13 protein-coding genes are annotated in these 19,694 nt (G+C 48.1%); 3 read left to right on the plus strand and 10 right to left on the minus strand.

Annotated features, from left to right (window positions below; all coding sequences use genetic code 11):
* The first annotated feature begins 125 nt into the window (after positions 1 to 125).
* Positions 126 to 1,196, plus strand: a complete 1,071-nt coding sequence (locus FR741_RS16790; protein WP_167427250.1) for an NAD(P)H-dependent flavin oxidoreductase — start codon at positions 126 to 128, stop codon at positions 1,194 to 1,196.
* A gap of 31 nt (positions 1,197 to 1,227) precedes the next feature.
* Here FR741_RS16790 and FR741_RS16795 read toward each other — a convergent pair whose 3' ends face one another.
* The 8 genes from FR741_RS16795 to FR741_RS16830 form a co-directional block, all read right to left on the minus strand.
* Positions 1,228 to 3,708 (minus strand): GH92 family glycosyl hydrolase, encoded by a 2,481-nt coding sequence (locus FR741_RS16795; protein ID WP_167427251.1) that lies wholly within the window; start codon positions 3,706 to 3,708, stop codon positions 1,228 to 1,230.
* A gap of 89 nt (positions 3,709 to 3,797) precedes the next feature.
* Positions 3,798 to 6,254 carry a GH92 family glycosyl hydrolase gene (locus FR741_RS16800; RefSeq protein WP_167427252.1) on the minus strand — a complete coding sequence of 819 codons (2,457 nt, stop codon included), beginning with the start codon at positions 6,252 to 6,254 and terminating at the stop codon, positions 3,798 to 3,800.
* Positions 6,255 to 6,325: 71 nt separating this feature from the next.
* Positions 6,326 to 9,031 (minus strand): GH92 family glycosyl hydrolase, encoded by a 2,706-nt coding sequence (locus tag FR741_RS16805; RefSeq protein ID WP_167427253.1) that lies wholly within the window; start codon positions 9,029 to 9,031, stop codon positions 6,326 to 6,328.
* 47 nt (positions 9,032 to 9,078) lie between these two features.
* A complete protein-coding gene (locus FR741_RS16810) occupies positions 9,079 to 11,499 on the minus strand; it encodes a GH92 family glycosyl hydrolase (RefSeq protein WP_167427254.1) in 2,421 nt (806 codons plus the stop codon).
* A 133-nt stretch (positions 11,500 to 11,632) separates the two neighbouring features.
* Positions 11,633 to 14,464: a GH92 family glycosyl hydrolase gene (locus FR741_RS16815; protein WP_167427255.1), complete on the minus strand. Its 2,832-nt coding sequence runs from the start codon at positions 14,462 to 14,464 to the stop codon at positions 11,633 to 11,635.
* 120 nt (positions 14,465 to 14,584) lie between these two features.
* Entirely contained in the window at positions 14,585 to 15,985 is a 1,401-nt protein-coding gene (locus tag FR741_RS16820; RefSeq protein ID WP_048624728.1) for a fructose-specific PTS transporter subunit EIIC, read from the minus strand.
* An 11-nt stretch (positions 15,986 to 15,996) separates the two neighbouring features.
* A complete protein-coding gene (locus tag FR741_RS16825) occupies positions 15,997 to 16,437 on the minus strand; it encodes a PTS sugar transporter subunit IIA (RefSeq protein WP_167427256.1) in 441 nt (146 codons plus the stop codon).
* 300 nt (positions 16,438 to 16,737) lie between these two features.
* Positions 16,738 to 17,211 carry a peptide-methionine (S)-S-oxide reductase gene (locus FR741_RS16830; protein WP_167427857.1) on the minus strand — a complete coding sequence of 158 codons (474 nt, stop codon included), beginning with the start codon at positions 17,209 to 17,211 and terminating at the stop codon, positions 16,738 to 16,740.
* Positions 17,212 to 17,404: 193 nt separating this feature from the next.
* Between FR741_RS16830 and FR741_RS16835 the strand changes: the two genes are divergently transcribed.
* Together FR741_RS16835 and FR741_RS16840 are read left to right on the plus strand one after the other, a co-directional pair.
* Positions 17,405 to 17,794: a VOC family protein gene (locus FR741_RS16835; protein ID WP_167427257.1), complete on the plus strand. Its 390-nt coding sequence runs from the start codon at positions 17,405 to 17,407 to the stop codon at positions 17,792 to 17,794.
* Between the two features lie 91 nt (positions 17,795 to 17,885).
* The gene (locus tag FR741_RS16840; protein ID WP_167427258.1) at positions 17,886 to 18,626 is read left to right on the plus strand and encodes a DeoR/GlpR family DNA-binding transcription regulator; all 741 of its coding nucleotides are present in this window, start codon (positions 17,886 to 17,888) and stop codon (positions 18,624 to 18,626) included.
* Between the two features lie 3 nt (positions 18,627 to 18,629).
* On the opposite strand, the gene FR741_RS16845 is transcribed toward FR741_RS16840, so the two are convergent.
* On the minus strand, positions 18,630 to 18,986 hold the full coding sequence (locus tag FR741_RS16845; RefSeq protein WP_048624733.1) for a VOC family protein: 357 nt from the start codon (positions 18,984 to 18,986) through the stop codon (positions 18,630 to 18,632).
* Positions 18,987 to 19,015: 29 nt separating this feature from the next.
* Complete coding sequence (locus FR741_RS16850) at positions 19,016 to 19,669, minus strand: isochorismatase family protein (RefSeq protein WP_167427259.1); 654 nt, start codon at positions 19,667 to 19,669, stop codon at positions 19,016 to 19,018.
* Positions 19,670 to 19,694 lie beyond the last annotated feature (25 nt).

Consider the following 19,694-nt stretch of genomic DNA (forward strand, 5'->3'; position numbering starts at 1 on the left):
CAAAAGTGCATAGCGCACAAATGCATCACTTTAACTTTATAAGTGGTTAATCATGTGAAAGTCTAGTCTGGATAACTATGGCGCAGAGCCATCACAGGTAAAGGTTAAGTTTTCAAGGAAAGATCATGATAAACAAGGTATTTAATACACTTTTGGGAACAGAGTTACCGATTATTCAAGCGCCAATGGCCGGCGTGCAAGACAGCCAAATGACCATAGCTGTCAGTAATGTTGGCGGGCTTGGCTCGTTACCTTGTGGAATGCTGAATAAAGACGCCATCGTTAAAGAACTTCAACTTATTCAACAGGCGACCAATCGACCGTTCAACCTCAACTTCTTTTGCCATGAAATGCCGGAATACGACGCCAACAAGCACGAAGAGTGGCAAAAAACGCTGCAACCGTATTTTTCTGAAGTTGGTGCAACCGTACAGGCTCAGCCAAACGCTCCGACAAGGATGCCTTTCAATCATGATATTGCTGACGCGATTGAACCATTTGCACCGCCAGTGATCAGTTTCCACTTTGGTTTGCCAGACGATGATCTGTTAGCTCGAATTAGAGGGTGGGGCGGGAAGATCCTTTCGTCAGCGACCACGGTGGACGAAGCACTTTGGCTAGAAGCAAAAGGCGTTGACGGTATTATCGCTCAAGGCTTGGAGGCTGGTGGACACCGAGGCATGTTTTTATCGGATGATTTATCTACTCAATTAGGCTTGATGGCGTTGTTACCGCAAATCGTTAAGCGCGTGAATTTACCTGTTATTGCAGCAGGAGGAATTGCCGATAAAAGCGGTGTTGAAGCCGCGCTAAAGTTAGGAGCAAGTGCCGTGCAGGTTGGCAGCGCCTATTTGTTGTGTGATGAGGCAAAAACCTCGTCTTTACATCGATATGCGATTGCCAGTGAGCGCGCGCAGCATACGGCGGTGACTAATGTTTTCTCGGGTCGGCCAGCACGAGGCATTGTGAATCGCGCGATGTCGGAGCTAGGTTACATCTGTGAGTCTGCGCCGAAATTCCCATATGCTTCCATTGAAATGACTCAGTTAAGAGTGCTTATGGAGAAGCAAAACCGAGATGAATTTACGCCGTTGTGGTGCGGACAAAATTCGTCGGGTTGCAAAGAAGTTCCGGCAGCAGAAATGACACTATCATTAGTGGAAGGGATTGATTTGAACTTATGTTCCTCAGACTGATTTGGCCTGAGGAACACATTTCAAGTGAAGGTTATTGAGGCGCTTTCATCGCTTCAGATTGATCGCTCGTCATCACGAAGTGCAACTCACCACCCGGTTTGAACTCGGAGTGGTCGAAGAAGAAACCGTTATCCAAAGCTTTGCCATTGATGGTGACAGACTTGATGTATATGTTGTCATCGGTGTTGTTCTCTGTGGTGATGGTGAACGTACCGCCTCTCACCGGAATCACCGCTTTGTCGAATAGCGGACGACCCACAGTGTAAATAGGTTCTGCTGCGTTTACTTGGTAGAAGCCTAATGCAGACATCACATACCACGCGGACATTGCGCCTACGTCTTCGTTACCAATGACGCCTTCTGGAGCAGCAAAGTACATGTCATCCAGAATGTGGTCGACGACTTGTTGCGTCTTCCATGGTTCTGCAGTCCAGTTGAATAGGTAAGGAATGTGGTGCGAAGGCTCGTTACCAAACGCAACTTGACCAATCAAACCAGACATATCCGGTGTTTCTGTGCCTTGGCTTTCTGCGGTGAAGGTGGCTTCTAGGTTTTTCTGGAATTCAGCATCGCCACCCATGATGGTCTTCAAGCCCGCGATGTCATGCGGTACAAACCAAGTCCACTGCCACGCGTTACCTTCGGTGTAGTTGCCTGTCTCGTGTTCTGTACCGTATGGGTCGAATGGCGTCATGAAGGTTTCATCAATCATCACTGGGCGCATGAAGCCAGTTACACCATGTTCTGCGTATTCCGTTGGGTTGTAATCGAAGTACTTTTTGTAGCCTTTTGAGCGTTCAAGGTATTGCTCTTCCGCTTGAGTATCACCGGCTGCTTTGGCGATTTGCGCGATAGCCCAATCGTAGAACGCGTTTTCCAGACCGTAAGAAACAGACTCAACCGTGTAGTCTTCAAATACTGGCTCACCATCGACACGTTGGATGGCAGGCGTGAAGCCGTTTTTCTCAATGTAGTCGATGTGCTTGGTTAAAGTGCGATCCAATACGCCCTGATCCCAATCGGCTTGCAATGCAGGGTAGTTCTCGTAAGTCGAAGAGTTGATCGCGGCTTTCAGCGCCAGCTCTTTCTCTTGTTGAGTAAACTCTTCTGGGAATTTGGTGATCGCATCCGCAATCACTGCTACCGCTGGGTAACCGACCATGGTGCCTGTCTCGTCGCCTAAGTGCTCCCATTTCGGTAGCAAGCCGCTTTCAGTGTACTTCTGAACTAGGTTCTTCGCGTATTGCACCGCGCGAGTTGGCTCTGTGATGGTTTTCAGTGGGTGTAATGCACGTTGGGTATCCCATAGAGAGTAAACCGAGAAGTTTGGCTGTTCTTCCGTTGCTTGACCGTAAGCGATGGAGTATTCCCCTTCGCCTTCACGAATTGAGCCTTTGCCCATGCCACGGAATCGACCATCTACATCTTGATGCACCATCGGCGCAATCTTGGTGTGGTAAAGCGCAGTGTAGAAGATCTCTTTCTGATCTTCCGTACCCCCTTCGATAGAGAAGTTGAGTGCTTTTGCCCATTTCTCGCGTGCGTTGTTACGTGCAGTATCGAAAGAGACATTCGCTTCGGCATCGTAGTTGTTTTCTGCACCTTGAGGGTCAACCGCAGATAACGCCACTTGCGCATTCAGCTCTTGTGAGCCTTCATCTTCAAATTCGATGTAGGCAGTGACGTCCGCTTTTACACGTTTGATAGCATTGCCTTGGTCATCGTAAATCAATTCAGAAACGTGCTCTGCCGTTAGGCCGTCAACAGGCTCACCATTAGCAAGGATGTAGACGTCTTTGATCTTCTTATCGAAAGTCGCATAGAAGAAGATTTTTTGGTTTTTCGCCCAGCCAGAGAAGTGCGCTGCATCGCGCTCGCCCGTGATGGTATGACCGTCTTCGCTCACCGTCAGTTTATTGCGCAGAGAGGTCGAACCCCAGTCACTGTTAAGGATGGAGTTGAGGTCTATCTTCAGACGTTGTGGTTGACCTTGCGGATAGGTGTAACGATGGAAGCCGACCCGTTCAGACGCAGTAAGCTCAGCTTTGATACCGTTCTCAGCAATCTTCACCGAGTAGTAACCCGCTTCTGCCACCTCTGAGGTTTTGTCCATCTTGACTGAAATCGCTTCGCGGTAGTCGTCGCTGTCTTCGATGTACTTGGCTTTGTCTTCGGTAAACGGCAGGAACAGAATGTCACCTAAGCCGCCCATACCAGTGCCAGATAGGTGAGTGTGTGAAAAGCCAAATAGAGTCTTTTTATCGAAGTGGTAACCTGATGAAGAGTGCCAGCCGATCAGCTCGGTATCTGGAGAAAGTTGCACCATGCCTTCTGGCACAACAGGACCCGGGAATGTGTGTCCGTTAAAGCCGGTACCAATGAATGGGTCGACGTATTTTAGGTTGGAAGTATCAACGCTTGGTGAGGTGTTATCGTCGTCATCGTTGCAGCCAGCCAAACCAATAACACTCGCAATCACAGCGGTGGCGATAGCGGTTTTCGTAAAGTTCATAATCTTGATTCCTTAGGCAGGAAGCGAGTCACTTCCTGCCACTGAGTTAATCTATCTGCTTATTCTTTAAACACGAATTACATAAAACGTTACTGAGCTTGAAGCGCTTCTTGCTTGTCACCCGTCATGACGAAGTGAAGCTCGCCGTCCGCTTTGATTTCGCTGTGCTTGAAGGTGAAGTTGGCATCCAGCGGTTTGCCGTTTATGGTTACGGACTTCACGTACTTGTTGTGTGGGCTGTTGTTGTCTGCGATGACTGTGAACTCGCCGCCTTCCACTGGAATGGTGATTTCATCAAACATAGGACGACCGATGGTGTAGACCGGATCCGCAGGCGTCACTTGGTAGAAGCCCATTGCTGACATCAAGTACCAAGAGCTCATCTGACCCACGTCTTCGTTACCAATCAAACCGGTTGGCTCGCTGGTGTACATCTCTGACATGATGCGGTCTAGGTACTCTTGCGCTTTCCATGGCTCATCCGTTAGCGCGTATAAGTAAGGAGTGTGGTGCGATGGCTCGTTACCGTGCATGTACTGACCGATGTAACCCGTTAGGTCTGGTAGCTCTTCACCTGTGTTTGAAGAACGCGCATTGAATAGCTCGTCCAAGTCTTCACGGAAGGCTTTCTCTGGCGTAGTGTCTTTGCCTTGCGCTAAGTCGGCTTGGTAGATTTCTTGTTTCAGGCGATTGAAATCGTGCATTGGTTGGAACTTCCATTGCCACGCGTTCCCTTCGGTGTAGGCAAACTCGTCCACGTAGTAAGGGTCGAATGGTAGCAGCGGGCATTTCTCTTTCATCACGCCCGAGCCTTCTGGCCACTCAACCATTTCACACTCATCCAAACGCTCTTCATCAATTGGTTGGTTGAACTCCAAAGGCGGTTTGTTTGGTGATGAGCTTAGCGGGTGGTTTTTCGGACGTAAGAAGCCAGTCTCTGCATCCCAATGGTTAAGCCAGTTGTCGGCACGAGTCATAAACTCTTCTTGCAGTTTTACATCGCCAGCCATGCGCGCGATTTCTGCCATTGCCCAGTCACCGTAAGCAAACTCAAGCGTGTATGACGCACTGTTCCAGTAGCCGTGGTGAACAAAGCCGTTTTCTTCGTACACCTTCACTTGCACAACGTTTGCTGCGCCGATGTTGTTGTCTTCCGTCCAATCTGGGAATTCAGACGCCTCGTGGGAACGCACCGTAAACTCAGCCGCTTCTTTGGCCAGTTGTGGGTCGATGTCTAAGCCTTTCGCCATCGCGTCAGCAATGATAGAAACCGCTGGGAAGCCGATCATAGTGCCCGTGTAATGGCTGTGCAGTTCCCATTTCGGCAGAATGCCACCGTCTTCGTATTTACGAATCAGGTCGTTGGCAAACTCTTCGGCACGTTCTGGGTCGATAATGGTTTTCAGTGGGTGCGCTGCACGGAAAGTATCCCACATGGAGTACACAGAGTAGTTTGGTGTGTCGCCCGCGTCTTTTTGAATGCGAGTACGCATCGCAGGGTATTGGCCGTCGACATCTTGGAAAATCATTGGAGCAATAGAGGCGTGGTAAAGCGCAGTGTAGAAGATCTCTTTCTGATCTTCCGTGCCGCCAGATACCATCATGCGGCTAAGCTCTTGGTGCCATGCGTCGTTGGCTTGAGCGCGCGCAGTATCAAATGACACGTTTTTCGCTTCTGCTTCTAGGTTTTTCTCCGCACCTTCTGTGCCTGTTGGTGACAAGCCTACTTGGATTTCTAGCGGTGTTGATGATGGTGCGAATTCTAGGTAAGCGATGGTTTTCACTGCGTCGATGTTGTCGTTGTTTACATCGATTTCCGTTTCTGCGCCGTCAACTAGAGCAATGGCTTTGACAATAGGTTGGTTGAAGGTGGCGTAGAAGTAAACGTGCTGGTTGTTCGCCCAACCGTTCGAGCTACGTAAACCGCGAATGGTGTAAGCGTCGATGAACTCTAAATCACCCTTCATGGTGCGGTTGTTGAAGTGACCTTTGTTGAGGGTGTGGTCTAAATCGAACTTGATGTGTGGCGTGGTGCCTTCTTTGAAGGTGTAGCGGTGGAAGCCAACACGTTGCGTGGTAGTTAGCTCAGCTTTGATTTCGCCTTTGTTCAGTTCAACCGCGTAGTAACCCGCTTCTGCGGTTTCGTTGTCTTTATCGAAGGTATTGAAAACGGCGTTTTCTTTCTTGGTGAAAGGCAAAACTAAGATGTCACCAAGATCGGTAATGCCTGTGCCAGAAAGGTGAGTGTGGGAGAAGCCATACACTGGGATTTCAGTCAGCTTGCCGTGGTCGAAGTAGCCTGCAGCAGAGCCCCAGCCTTCCATTTCGGTATCAGGAGAAAGTTGCACTAAACCGTAAGGCACAACCGCCCCCGGGAAGGTGTGACCATCTGCACCTGTACCAATCAATGGATTGACGTATTGAGTTAGTGTGGTGTCGAGGGATGGAATACCAGATTTGCTGTTGTCGTCATCACTGTTACAACCAGCAAGACCAAACATGGTAGCGAGTATAGCGGTAGAGATAAGGGTTCTTTTTAGTTTCATTTTTATGGTTCCACTGAAGTGAAGTTTTTAGGGGGCTCGATGCCCCCTTTCGTTATTTGGATAGGTATCGGTTACTGCGCTTTCATCGCTTCAGATTTGTCTGAAGTCATGACGAAATGCAGTTCACCACCGTCTTTCAAATCGCTGTGCGCGAAGCTGAAGTTGTCACTCAATTGTTTGCCGTTGATGGTCACCGACTTCACGTAGATGCTCTCTTGGCTGTTATTTTCTGAGGTGATGGTGAATTTACCGTCCGCGACTGGAATCACGGCTTTGTCGAACAGAGGACGACCGATGGTGTAGCTTGCTTCGCCCGGAGTGACTTGATAGAAGCCCAATGCAGACATCACATACCACGCCGACATCTGACCGACGTCTTCGTTACCAATCAGACCTTCATGCGTTGGGTGGTAGAACTCGTTCATCGCTTGGTCGACAATTTCTTGTGTCTTCCAAGGTTCCGCCGTCCAGTTGTATAGGTAAGGAACGTGGTGATCAGGCTCGTTACCCATCACGAATTGACCGATGTAGCCAGACATGTCGTGTGATTGGCTCGTATCGGCGTTGGAGTCCGCATTAAACAGCGCATTCAAGTTGGCTAAGAATGCCGCTTTGCCTTGATCGGTTACGTCTTCAGGAAGAGAGAAGTCAGTACGGTCGATGTGCTCACCGCCCATCACGTTAGCCAGACCGTTCAGGTTGTGCGGTGCAAACCATGTCCATTGCCATGTGTTGCCTTCAGTAAAGTCTTCGCCTCGGTGTTCGGCGCGGTAAGGCCAGAACACGTCACTTTCGTTGAGTGCTTTGCGGTCTTTACACGCGTTGTAGTCCATACCGTCTGGGATAGACAACGCCATGTTCTCGTCCAAACATTCGGCTTTCAGGTTATTTGCCCAAACCTTGCTGCCGCTGTTCATGTAAGCCGGACGCATAAAGCCCGTTGCACCCAATGCGTTGCCTTTGGTGTCTTGCAGTTTGCCGTATTGTTCTGGGTTGTAATCGAAGTAGTTCTTGAACGATTCAGAACGTGCCATGTAGCGGTCGTACTGTTGGTCGTTGCCAGCAAGTTTAGCGATCTGGGCGATACACCAGTCGTAGTAAGCGTTCTCAAGACCGTAAGACACCGACTCGTTCACGAGCTCGTCGTATTTATCGACTTTCAAGCCTTCCACGTAACCCGGTTTGTCACCAGAATCCGGCGCCCATTTGGTATTGGCTGGAATAAAGCCGACGTCTTCTTGGTAGTCGTTATGACGCGTCATGACCGTGAAGCGTTTGTCACCGTTCCAAGCATCTTGGTAAGGTACCCAGCTCTCTGTTTTATCAAGGTTGAAGTTGACTGTTTCGTCAGCGGCTTTCAGTGCCAAATCAAACTCAGCAGTGGTAAAGGCTTCTGGGTGTTTGACCATGATATCGGCGATAACCGAAACCGCAGGATGACCGACCATTTCACCGGTGTAATCCGAGTGCAGTTCCCATTTTGGCAGCACGCCACCCGTTTGGTATTTGTTCAATAGATCGCGTGCGTGTTCAATTGCGCGGTCTTTATCGATGATGGTTTTTAGTGGGTGTGCGGCGCGGAAGGTATCCCACATTGAGTACACTGAGTAGTTCACTAAGCCATCTTCTGCTTGGTGCACTTTGCCATCCATGCCACGGTATTTGCCATCCACGTCTTGATATAGGAATGGAGCAACGAACGTACGGTAGAGCGAGGTGTAGAACATGGTCTTGTCAGCTTTGTTGCCGCCTTCCAGTTCAAACTCGCCAAGGATGTTTTCCCAAGCCACGCGGTTTTGTTGTACGACGTTGTCGAAATCCCAGCCGTTGGTGTCTGCTTCTAGGTTTTTCAGTGCGCCGTCAACACCAGTGCCAGAAATCGCTACTTTGACCACCAATGGCTCGTCGCTCTTACCAAAGTTCAAATGTGTCAGGACATCGTTTGCGCGTTTTGCCAAACGTTCTGGGTCAGGTTCTGGTTCGCCCGGCATTGGTTTGTGCTCTGCGTAGCCGCGGTAATCTTCCAAGCCGACTTCGGTAGCGTCAGTTGGAGTCAGTTTGCTCTCAGAAGCCAGCTTGGTGTACAGGTTTTCTTCAATGATTGGATCAGAGAATTCTGCCGCGAAGAACACGGTTTGCCATTGACCCCATTCGTTTGAGGTACGCGCGCCTACGACGGTAGTGTCGTTAACGCGTTTGTAGTAAATGCTGCGAGAGTGGTTGCCGTATTGCTCCAACAGTTCGTGTTGAAGATCGATACGTACTTTGCGATCTTCACCCGGCTTAAAGGTGTAACGTTGGAACACCACGCGGTCTGTTGCCGACAGTTCAGCTTTTACGCCGGTTTCTACAAGGTCAACCGAGTAGTAACCAACTTCTGCCACTTCCGAGCTTTTATCCATGGTCACGGCATCGGTATTAAAGCCTGTGTATGGCAAGAAAGCGAAGTCGTTTAGGTCGCCTTTACCTGCGCCGGAAATGTGGGTCATTGAGAAGCCAGAAAGCAGGCTGTGCACAGGATCGTATTCAACAGGCGAGCCTTTACCATTCCAACCGTTTGGATCGAAGTTATCTGGTGAAGGTTGAATCATACCTTCTGGCATAACTGGAGATGGGTTAACGTTGCCAAGACCTTTAGTGCCGATCAAGGTATCAACGAATTCCAAAGTAGGGGTAGAGATAACCGGAGTTTCCGGATCAGAGTCGCTGCCACAACCAGCAAGACCAAGCATGGCGGTTAACACTGCGGTAGAGAGTAGGGTTCTTTTTAGTTTCATTGTTTTTATTCCACGAGAAAAGGGGACACGAGGTCCCCTCAAAATCATTATTCGCCTAGGTTGGCTTGCATTGCTTCAGACTTGTCAGCCGTCATCACGAAGTGCAGTTCGCCGCCTGCTTTGAATTCGCTGTGCTGGAAGGTGTTGTACACATCCAGAGGCTTACCGTTGATGGTCACTTCTTTGATGTACATGTTGTCTGGACCGTTGTTCTCAGCCGTTACCGTGAAGGTGCCAGAGCCAATGTCTACCGTCGCTTTGTCGAAGATTGGACGACCGATGCTGTAGGTTGGATCGGTTGGCGAGATTTGGTAGAAGCCCAGTGCTGACATCAAGTACCACGCCGACATCTGACCTACGTCTTCGTTACCGATGATGCCGTCTGGTGTCGGTTTGTAGAGCTGGTCATAAACTTGGTCTAGGTATTCCTGCGCCTTGTAAGACTCTTCAGTACGGTTGTACAAGTAGATGACGTGGTGCGAAGGCTCGTTACCGTGAATGTACTGACCGATGTAGCCTGTCATGTCTTGGTGCGCTTCGCCGCCATTTGGATCGGCAGTAAATAGGTTGTTCAGTTTGTCGTTCAGACCTTGCGTGCCGCCCATGATTTCAGTCAGCTTATCCAAGTCTTGCATGAACGCCCATTGCCACTGCCACGCGTTACCTTCTGTGTAGTAGAACGCGTCAGACTTGTAAGGGTCGAAATCAGTTGAAGCGTATTTCAGCGCACATGGGTCGCCTTCTTTCAGTTCTGTTGGTACGAAGAAGCCCGTGCCGTCTGCGTTACCTGCTTCTGCATCCCAGTGTTTCAAAGAGTTGTAAGAACGAGCTTTGAACTCTTCATACGCGTCCATATCGCCAGCGGCTTTTGCCATTTCTGCGATCGTCCAATCGTAGAATGAGAATTCCAACGAGTACGACACTGAGTTCCAGTTCGGGTAACGAACACACTGTTCTTTCTCGTGGTAGTTCAACTGACCTGCCATGAGTGAGCTTAGGATGTCGTCATGAATCTGTGGGTACTCATGCGGTGTGTATCGAGCTGATTTCACTGATGCGGTGTAAGCTTGCTCTGCATCAATCAAGCCTTTGGTTACCGCGTCGCCCAGAATCGCAGCCGATGGGTAGCCGATCATGGTGCCGGTTTCTGAGCCGTGACCTTCCCATTTCGGCAATAGACCAAACTCGTCGTTGGATTTACGAATCAAGTCTTTCACGTATAGCGTTGCTTGGTCTGGGTCGATGATGGTCCACATTGGGTGAACTGCGCGGAACGTATCCCACGTTGAGTAAATCGAGTAGTTTGGTGTGTCGCCATCTTTCAGTGTGCGCACTGTGCCAAGCATATCCACGTATTGACCATCCACATCGTAAAACTCGATTGGTGCGATCATCATGTGGTACATGCCAGTGTAGAAGTTGGTTTTCTCTGCGTCAGTGCCGCCTTCTACTTTGATTTTTGCTAGCTTCTCAGCCCACGCGTATTCTGCGTCTTCTTTTACTTTTGCTAGGTCGAAACTTGGCGCTTCCGCTTCTAAGTTTTTCTGTGCGCCTTGCCAGTTAACTGGAGAGATACCCACGCGGATTTCAATTGGCTCTTCGCCTGTGCCGAAGTTTAGGTAAGCAGTCAGATCATCGCCTGAGTAAACCGCACCATTACGCATTTCGCGCGTTGGTTCTAGGTCTTGTTCGCCTAACAGTGCTTTGGCGATTGGTTGGTTGAATTTCGCGTAGAAGAAGATGTCCTGACCTTGGTGATCTTGCCCTTGGAACCAACCAGTTGATGTTTTACGACCACGAATAGTGTATTCGTCCACCACTTCTACTTTGTTCTTCAAAGATTTGCCGTTGTTGTTCATTAGGGTATGACCTAAATCGAACTTCACGTTGCGGTCTGCGCCATCAGCAAAGGTGTATTTGTGCAAACCAACGCGTTTGGTTGCGCTCAGTTCCACTTCGATTTGACCTTGGTTTAGCTTGGTTTTGTAGTAGCCTGCGCTTGCTTCTTCATTGGCTTTGTCGAAAGAGTTCAGTTGTGTGTTCGCCATGTCTGCGTATGGCAGAACCAAGATGTCGCCTAAGTCCGTTGCGCCTGTACCTGAAAGGTGAGTATGGGAGAAGCCGTACAGCGGAACATCAGTGTTAACTACTTCGCCAGTTTCGTAGTTGGATGAATCCCAGTAGCCAGATGCCGAGTGCCAAGGGTTAAGCCCTGATTCATGGTCTGTGTTAGAGCCGATGAAAGTATCTGGAGACAGTTGAACCATACCTGCCGGTACCGTCGCGCCCGGGAATGTATGACCAGATGCCGCTGTGCCGATCATTGGATCGACGTATTTCAACACCGCGAGATCAACAATTGGATCGCCCGGCAGTGAAGAGGAAGAATCGTTGTCGCTGTTACAGCCAGCCAAGCCACCCGTCAGACCAACCAGGATAGCCAAAGAGATAAGATTACGTTTAAACATGTGCATACCGTTTTGTCGTTATTCGTATATAAAAAGTTTTTATAAGAGACTGTTTATAAAGGACTGCTTATAAAATTTGCTTGTAGGGATAGCCGGGAGATGCGCTCCCCCGGCTGAGTTGTCACTATTGGGATTAACGAGAACCTGCTGGCATCTCGTCTTCATGCAAGAACTCACCGATGCCTTGTGCTGGTGGAAGATCTTGCTCTAGAGAGCCCCAACGTTGATTTGGTTTGTCGCCCATCACGAACTCCAACTCACCGCCGTACATGATTTCGGCATGAGTCAGGTAAGTACGGTTGAAGTCTTTGCCGTTGTAGCGAGCCGATTGAATGAAGATGTTTTCGCGGCTAACGTTCTTCGCGGTAACCGTGAACTTCTGGTTGTTGCCAACATCGATAGACGCGCTTTCAAACAGCGGGGTACCGATTTCGTAGATGCCAGAAGAAGCGTTCACTGGGTAGAAGCCAAGTGCACGGAACACGAACCACGCAGAGAGCGTACCGAAGTCGTCGTTACCACAAATGCCGTCAGCGGTGTTCTTGTAGCAAATGTTGGTTGCTGCGGCGATGGCTGCCTGACCTTTCCAAGGTTGACCGACGTAGTTGTACAAGTAAGGAACGTGGATATCTGGTTCGTTACCTTGAACGTGCTGACCAACGTTACCTGTGTTGAACACTGGGAATTGGTTGTCGCCTGCGTTGCGATCTGGGTAGGTTGACCAGTACTCATCCAAGCGAGCTGCGAACAAGTCACCGCGTTCTGCTTCGGGGTTTTGTGTCTTGTCGAAGCGTGTCATCAGGTCAATCAAGCCATGAATGTCGTGTTGAACGCTGAACGAGTATTGCCAGCCGTTCGATTCAGAGAATGACCAGTTGAACATATCTGGACGCCAGTCTTTACCCACCGCGCGACCAGTGATTGGGTCTACCCAACCTGCATCGATAAACTCGCCATCGTAGTCACGGGCTTTGAACCAACCTTGGTATTGCTTACCGCCGAAGTCGAATTGCGCTTGCCAGTTTTTAGAACGGTTAGCGAACTCGGTGTAGCGTGGATCTTCTTCACCAAAGACTTCTTTGATCGATTGTGCGATTGCCCAGTCGTTCATTGAGTATTCAAGCGAGTAAGATGCTGTCCAAGAATCTTTAAATGGTGAGTGACCGCCGTAAGAATCTGGTGGAGTGTCGTGCAGTTGCGCTGGCACGTAACCTTGTTCTTCGTATTCTTTGATCCATGCTACGCCTTGGCTCGTTGCGGCACGCGCGTCAGTGATCATTGCTTCAACTAAGCGCTCTTTGACGTCTTTGCGTTCAGCTTCTGTGAAGCCAAGATCAATCATGCGTTTTTCTAGTGAGCCTTTCGACAACACATCATGAATCACAGGCGTTGAGTGCATGCCCATCATCATGCCGGTTTCGTTGCCTTTGAATGTCCACTCAGGCAGGCGACCTTTGCGCACGTTGCCTTTGTCATCCACCCATTCTTCTTCGGCGTAAGACAGCATAGACAGCACCACGTCTGCTAGGCGGTCTGGCTCAAGAATCGAAGACAGCGGTTGAACCGCGCGGTAGGTATCCCACAACGAGAAAGTGTCATAGCGCGTGAAGTCTGCTTTGCCATCTTTGTTGGCATCGGCAGTGCGAATTGACTCTTTCAGCGTATCGATCTTATCGCCCCAAGGTGTGTTGCCATCTGGGTAAGCATTACGACCTTGGTGAACTTGGCGGTAGCGACCATCTAAGTCAGAGTGAATGGTTTGACCTAGGTACGAGTGGTACATCGCGGTGTAGAACGTCTGTTTGTAATCTTCGTCGCCAGAGACTTGGATCTTGCCGAGTTCGTCTTCCCATTTCTTTGTTGCCGCTTCGCGTACTTGGTCGAAGTTCATGCCCGCAACTTCTGTCATGTTAAGAGAAGCACCTGATTTACCGTTCTCGCCAATCTCAACGTTTGATAGCGCTAATTTCGCTTCAACCGTTAAGCCGTCTTTGGATGTGTCGAATTCAACGTAAGCGCGCGCGTATTGGTACTTGCCGCGTGTCTCGTTACCGATTTCTGCAATGCCTTCGGGCACGTCCATGTAACGACCTTGCTCTTTATCGTAGTAAGCAAAGCGAACGTTTTTGATTGGTTGGTCGAATTCCATCACGAAGAATTCTTTTTGGCTTGGTGCCCAGCCGTCAGAGAAACGGTGACCTTCTAGACGGTTATTGTCTTTGTCCCATTTCAAGTAAGAATCAGAGGTGTAGTCCCAGTTAATTTTGAAGCCAGTGTTCACGATGATTTCTGACTTTTCATCACGAGGGAAGGTGTAGCGGTGCACACCAACGCGATCCGACGCCGTTAACTCGGCTTTGATGTCGTAATCCAATAGATCGACTTTGTAGTAACCTGCTGTCGCTTGCTCGTCACGATGTTGGAAGCGAGACGCTTCTAGGTTTAGCGTTGCTGAACCTTCATCAATCATGTAATCCGAACGCGAGTTGATTGGCATGACGAGAATGTCGTTCAAGTCGCCAGCACCTGCTCCGGAAAGGTGGGTATGAGAGAAACCGGAAGTACGTGCGTCGTGGTAGTAGTAGCCTGAAATGTATTCCCAGCCGTTAGAACCGTTGTTTGGAGAAAGCTGAACCATGCCGTGTGGTGTGGTTGCACCAGGGTAGGTGTTGCCTAGGTTACCTGTGCCGATGAATGGGTTGACGTAGCGTGTTACGTCCATATCGGCGAAATCTACTGGGATGTGAACGCCCATGTCGATTTCAGGTGTTTCTGGGTTTGGCTTGTCATCACAGTCGCCATCGCCAACTGGAGGACATACTGGCTTGCCGTCGTCAGGAATATCCGGCAGTGCAGGGTTGGTATCACCACCTTCATAAATGTTGGTTGTGTCGTCGTTACAGCCAGTCAGACCGACTAGACCACTGATAACTGCGCAAGCGAGTAGGGAAGGTTTGAATTCCATTTTTAAAGCCTTGTAAATTGTAGGGTTATATAATTAAAAAATCAGGGGTATTACTAAAACTTAAAAACTTGAAATAGAGCCCTTTGGGGGAAAGGGCTCTTAGGGGGAGGAGCTTAAGGTTTAAGCTTTCACAAGAGTCGCTGCGTTACGCATCGCTTCTTTCGTTGAACACTCAACAACGTTTGCTTTTGCAAAGCGGTGAGCGTCTTTTACCTGGATATCGTGAGCTAGAATAACCAGCTTCGCGTTTGCTACATCTAGGTCAGTGATGCGGTTCTGGATACCGTTTTGACCTTGAGTTTCTACTTTGATTTTCAGACCTGCTGCAGCACCTGCTTTCTCTAGTGCTTTCGCTGCCATGAATGTGTGTGCTACGCCAGATGGGCAACATGTTACTGCTACGATGTCGTACTCGCCTTCGCCTGCTGCTGGAGCCGCTTGAGCTTGTGCAGGTGCTGCTTCTACGATTTCGTCTTCTGCTTCTTCTTCAGCAACTGGTTTCCAGAAGCCAACGATAACTGCTGTTGTTAGTGAGCCTAGTGCGATACCCACAACGTACATTGGGATGTTGCTTGATACAGGAGCTGTGATTAGACCGCCCCATGGTGCGTGTAGCAGTACGTCTGTTAGGAAGCCGAACACACAGCCAACGATACCACCAGCAACGATTGAAGGAAGAACGCGTACAGGGTCGTTTGCTGCGAATGGGATAGCACCTTCAGAGATACCGATAGAACCCATGATTGCTGCTGCTTTACCTGCTTCTTGTTCTTGCTTAGTGAACTTCTTCTTGAATAGGAATGTTGCTAGCGCCATACCTAGAGGAGGCGTACAGATTGCGATACCAACACCACCCATTAGCCATGGTTGAGTATCAACTTGAGTTTGAGCGAATAGCGTTGCTACTTTGTTGATTGGACCGCCCATATCGAATGCAGTCATACCACCAAGAATCGTACCTAGAACCACTTTAGAAGCGCCAGCCATAGAAGCTAGGAATTCGTTCATAGAAGCCATGAAGATCTTGATTGGCTCACCGATACCCCATAGAACGATACCTGCAGAGATAAGCGTACCAACAAGTGGGTAGATGAAGTAAGCGCCCAACGCAGTCATGTTAGCAGAAAGAGGGATCTTCTTAAGTTGTAGAACTACACCACCAGCGATAAAACCAGCGACGATACAACCTAGGAAGCCGCCGCCCATGTCAGCCATGATGCCAGAAGAGATCATCGCTGGCGCTAGTGCTGGTTTGTCTGCAATTGAGTAACCGATGAAGCCACCAAGAATAATTGGGAACAACACCAGACCTTTAATACCGATATTAGAAATATCAGCCAATAACCCGTCTGCAGGAACCGCACCTTTACCGGATGCCATTACCGCCAGAGCCAGTAGTACACCACCCGCAACGATAAATGGAAGCATGTGAGAAGTACCGAATAAAAGGTGACCTTTCATGGTACTTAGGATTTTTTTGAAATCGCTATTATTACTAGCTTGAGCTGTGATTGTACTCATAATTTCACGCCTTATGAATTAATTAAAATATTTAGTATTTGGTTTTCGTCTTTTGCGTTATGAATATCTTCAATAAACTCTTCGCTAAATTTTCCGAATAATTCTTGAAGAACATAAATATGGTGGTCGGTACCGTTATCAGGTGAAGCAATCATGAAGAATACGGTTGGTTTGACTCCCTCTTCGTCGCCATACTCGATGCCTTCGTGCTTTACGCCAACGGCGATTGCAGGCTCTGTAACCGCTTTGCTTTTTGCGTGTGGGTAGGCGATGCCGTCCATTGAAGTCACGCTTAATGCTTCACGTGCTTCGATGTCGGTTAAAAAAGCCTCTTTGCTACTGATTCGATTATTTTCGAATAGCATCTGTGCTAGCTCTTCAAAGACTTCTTTTTTATTATTTGCTTGAAAGTTGCCGTTAATTAAATTGACGTTTGTTAGTTCTGTAATCATTTTGTGACTCATTGGTACTGAAGTAATGAGTCAAATTTAATTAATGAAGTGGTTTTCGGAAATAGTAAAAAAAAACCAATAACTATACTTTTGTATCACTCAATCTTAAGTGTGATAGCCGTCATTAATAATGCGGAATATTATAAAATTTATTATGTGATTTATATTCCAGTTATTTTGAAATAAATAACTGGACATGAAAATGAACTGGAGGAGGATCAATAGCCCTGGTTAGGATGCAAAAAGAGGCGTTGCGCCTCTTAGTTTTGAGATAATAGAAACAGTGATAAAAGCTGGCCATTAATTTCTATATTTATGCAGCAAATCTAACGGGATATGGCAGTAGTCGTTTGGAAAGCGCGTGAGTCGGTCTTGGTGCTCATCATCACTTGGCACGTAGTTTGTGAGTGGCAGCACTTCTACGGCGATTTTATCGGCATCCGGTCTTGCTGCGATAAACGCTTTAGCAATCGTTAGGTGTTGCTCGTTTTGGCTATAAACACCGGTACGGTACTTTTCACCTACGTCTTCACCTTGCTTGTTAACACTGTGCGGGTCGATGATATCAAACAGATACCCCATTAAAGTTTCAACCGAAACTTGTTCAGGGTCGAATTGGGTTTTCACGCATTCTGCGTAACCATCGTATTCGGATTGAGTGTTATCCGTCGTGCCATTTGCTCGTCCTGCTTCGGTGCCAATTACGCCCGGAAGGTGGCGCATAAATTCTTGCACGCCCCAAAGGCAGCCGCCTGCGAAGTAAATCTCTTCCATCATTTTATCCTGTAAAACTTTGCGCCATTATGGACATCACTTTCGCTCAAACACAACTCCAACCATAGATTTAATGACTCATCGATGAGCAGTTCGGACATAAAACAGGAACAACTCGGTGGTGATTTGCTCTCTTTTTTGTGCTGCTTTTCCTCGTTAGATTGAGCGCAGTTAAGAGCTAAGGGGAATCCCAATGAAAATTGAACATATCGCGATTTGGACAGAACGTTTGGAAGAGTTAAAAGCCTTCTATGAGAAATATTTTAACGCGGTGTCTAACGATAAATACCACAACCCAACTAAGCAGTTTTCATCTTACTTTCTTTCGTTTGAAAGTGGAGCGCGATTGGAGTTAATGTCGATGGAAGGTGTGACCGCTTGTGAAAAATCTCATGCGATGCAGGTAACAGGATTAGCACACTTTGCCTTCGCTTTAGTATCAGAGCAGGCGGTGGATCAATTAACCAAAACCTTAGTAGATGATGGCTACCAATGGATCGACGGTCCGAGACAAACGGGTGATGGTTACTACGAAAGCTGCGTATTAGATCCGGATGGCAACCGTCTAGAGCTTACGGTGTAACGCGACTTAGCTTATTTCTATCGTTCACAGGCTGCTTTCATATGAAAGTGTTCGGGCGTATACTGCAAGCTCATTAATAAGGAGTGAGCCTGTGAACCCAAGACAAAATGAAATCCTGCAATTAGTGAATGATCGTAAACGCGTTCAAGTCACGGAGCTTTCTGACATTATCGGCGTGTCGGGCGTGACCATCAGGCAGGATTTGAATTTTCTGGAGCAACAGGGCTATCTAAAGCGCGTACACGGCGCAGCTACCGCATTGCAAAGTGATGATATTGATACCCGATTAGAAGTCCGTTTCGATATTAAACAATCACTTGCAAATAAAGCGGCGGACTTGGTATCACCAAACGAAACCGTATTGATCGAGGGCGGCAGTGCTAATGCGCTCTTGGCTCGCACTTTAGCTGAACGCGGCGATGTGACCATCATTACCCCATCGGCGTACATCGCCCATCTCATCCGTAACACCTCAGCTAACATCATCTTGCTTGGTGGTGTGTATCAGCATCAAGGTGAGAGCCTCGTTGGCCCGCTCACCAAACTCTGTATTGAGAACATTCACTTCAGCACGGCTTTCTTGGGTATCGACGGATTTCACCAAGACACTGGTTTTACTAGCCGAGACATGATGCGTGCCGACATCGCAGAGGCCATTCTGGCAAAGAATAGACGTAACATCGTACTGACGGACTCCAGTAAATTTGGACAGATTTATCCTTCTTCAATTGGCAATACCAACGAAATATCGGTGTTGTTAACTGACAAAGCCGCTCCGAAAAGCGACCTTGAGCAAATCAAAAAGCTAGGTGTGGAAGTGTTGTTGGGGTAAGTACTAATGGCTCTCCGACCATACTGCGAATTCATTTCCACTTGGTTCGGTGAAGTGGAATCGGCAGCCGCCGGGAAATTCGAAAATAGGGCGGATAATTTTTCCACCATGCTGCTCAACTTTTATCTGCGTGGCCTGAATATCTGAGCTATAAAACACTAAAAGTGCGCCACCATTTGCGGTTTGGTTTACAAACTCAGATTTGAAGAATCCGCCATCTAACCCTTGTCCTGAAAATGCAGAGTATTCAGGACCATAATCGATAAAAGTCCAGTCAAAGGTACGCTCGAAAAATTGTTTTGTAGCGTTAATATTGGTGGAACCAAATTCGACGTAATTCAATTTTTCATGTTGATGCATAGTGAAATCCTTCTCGGTTACTATCGTCTCTAGGCGAATTTTTCTACGATGATGTCATCCGCTTTTTCGACAAATAATGCGCCTTGATCCTTGAGCTCTGTAAGCACATTTTCAACATTATCAGGCAGTACAGCGCGAGTTGAAGCAAGGTTGACCACCACATTGTAGCCAAGATTCAGTGCTTGCATGACGGATTTCTTCACACAAAAATCTAGCGCGAGACCACCGATCACTAGGGTATCAATCCCGTTGAACTTTAGAAATTCATGTGCACCTGTCGTTTTAGTATCGGCAATATCATGGAAGAAAATACCGTAAGGATGCGCATCAGGATCCATGCCTTTATTAACTTGAAAATCATAGTCCAAAACAGGTGGTAAACCGTCTAAAAGTTCAGAACCTGTTGTGCCAAGCACACAATGGCGGTTCCATTTTATATCCACATTGGGTAGACCGACGGGTTCAAGCATGTTGGCTGGTGTTTCGGCATCCCATTTTGCTTTTGGTGGGTGTAAGTCACGACTGACCAGTTTTAATCGGCCTTTGGCATGATTACTCAGAAGCTCCGGTACGATTTCCAACGCACCTGCAACGGGCAGTTCATTTGGACATAACTCGCTAAAGCCTTTCTCTGGATCAACGTCGATCACTGCTGTAGTTTGATAGTTTACTCGAACAGTCATGGCAGACTCCTTGTCTGTCTGATTG

Origin of the sequence: Vibrio diabolicus, assembly GCF_011801455.1 — a bacterium.
Lineage (GTDB): Bacteria > Pseudomonadota > Gammaproteobacteria > Enterobacterales > Vibrionaceae > Vibrio > Vibrio diabolicus.

Bases quoted from the DNA above. Each gene is read 5' to 3' on its own strand.
- FR741_RS16810 (WP_167427254.1), bottom strand. From the start codon at position 11,499: ATGTTTAAACGTAATCTTATCTCTTTGGCTATCCTGGTTGGTCTGACG.
- FR741_RS16795 (WP_167427251.1), bottom strand. From the start codon at position 3,708: ATGAACTTTACGAAAACCGCTATCGCCACCGCTGTGATTGCGAGTGTT.
- FR741_RS16815 (WP_167427255.1), bottom strand. From the start codon at position 14,464: ATGGAATTCAAACCTTCCCTACTCGCTTGCGCAGTTATCAGTGGTCTA.
- FR741_RS16825 (WP_167427256.1), bottom strand. From the start codon at position 16,437: ATGATTACAGAACTAACAAACGTCAATTTAATTAACGGCAACTTTCAA.
- FR741_RS16800 (WP_167427252.1), bottom strand. From the start codon at position 6,254: ATGAAACTAAAAAGAACCCTTATCTCTACCGCTATACTCGCTACCATG.
- FR741_RS16820 (WP_048624728.1), bottom strand. From the start codon at position 15,985: ATGAGTACAATCACAGCTCAAGCTAGTAATAATAGCGATTTCAAAAAA.
- FR741_RS16850 (WP_167427259.1), bottom strand. From the start codon at position 19,669: ATGACTGTTCGAGTAAACTATCAAACTACAGCAGTGATCGACGTTGAT.
- FR741_RS16790 (WP_167427250.1), top strand. From the start codon at position 126: ATGATAAACAAGGTATTTAATACACTTTTGGGAACAGAGTTACCGATT.
- FR741_RS16835 (WP_167427257.1), top strand. From the start codon at position 17,405: ATGAAAATTGAACATATCGCGATTTGGACAGAACGTTTGGAAGAGTTA.
- FR741_RS16845 (WP_048624733.1), bottom strand. From the start codon at position 18,986: ATGCATCAACATGAAAAATTGAATTACGTCGAATTTGGTTCCACCAAT.
- FR741_RS16805 (WP_167427253.1), bottom strand. From the start codon at position 9,031: ATGAAACTAAAAAGAACCCTACTCTCTACCGCAGTGTTAACCGCCATG.
- FR741_RS16830 (WP_167427857.1), bottom strand. From the start codon at position 17,211: ATGGAAGAGATTTACTTCGCAGGCGGCTGCCTTTGGGGCGTGCAAGAA.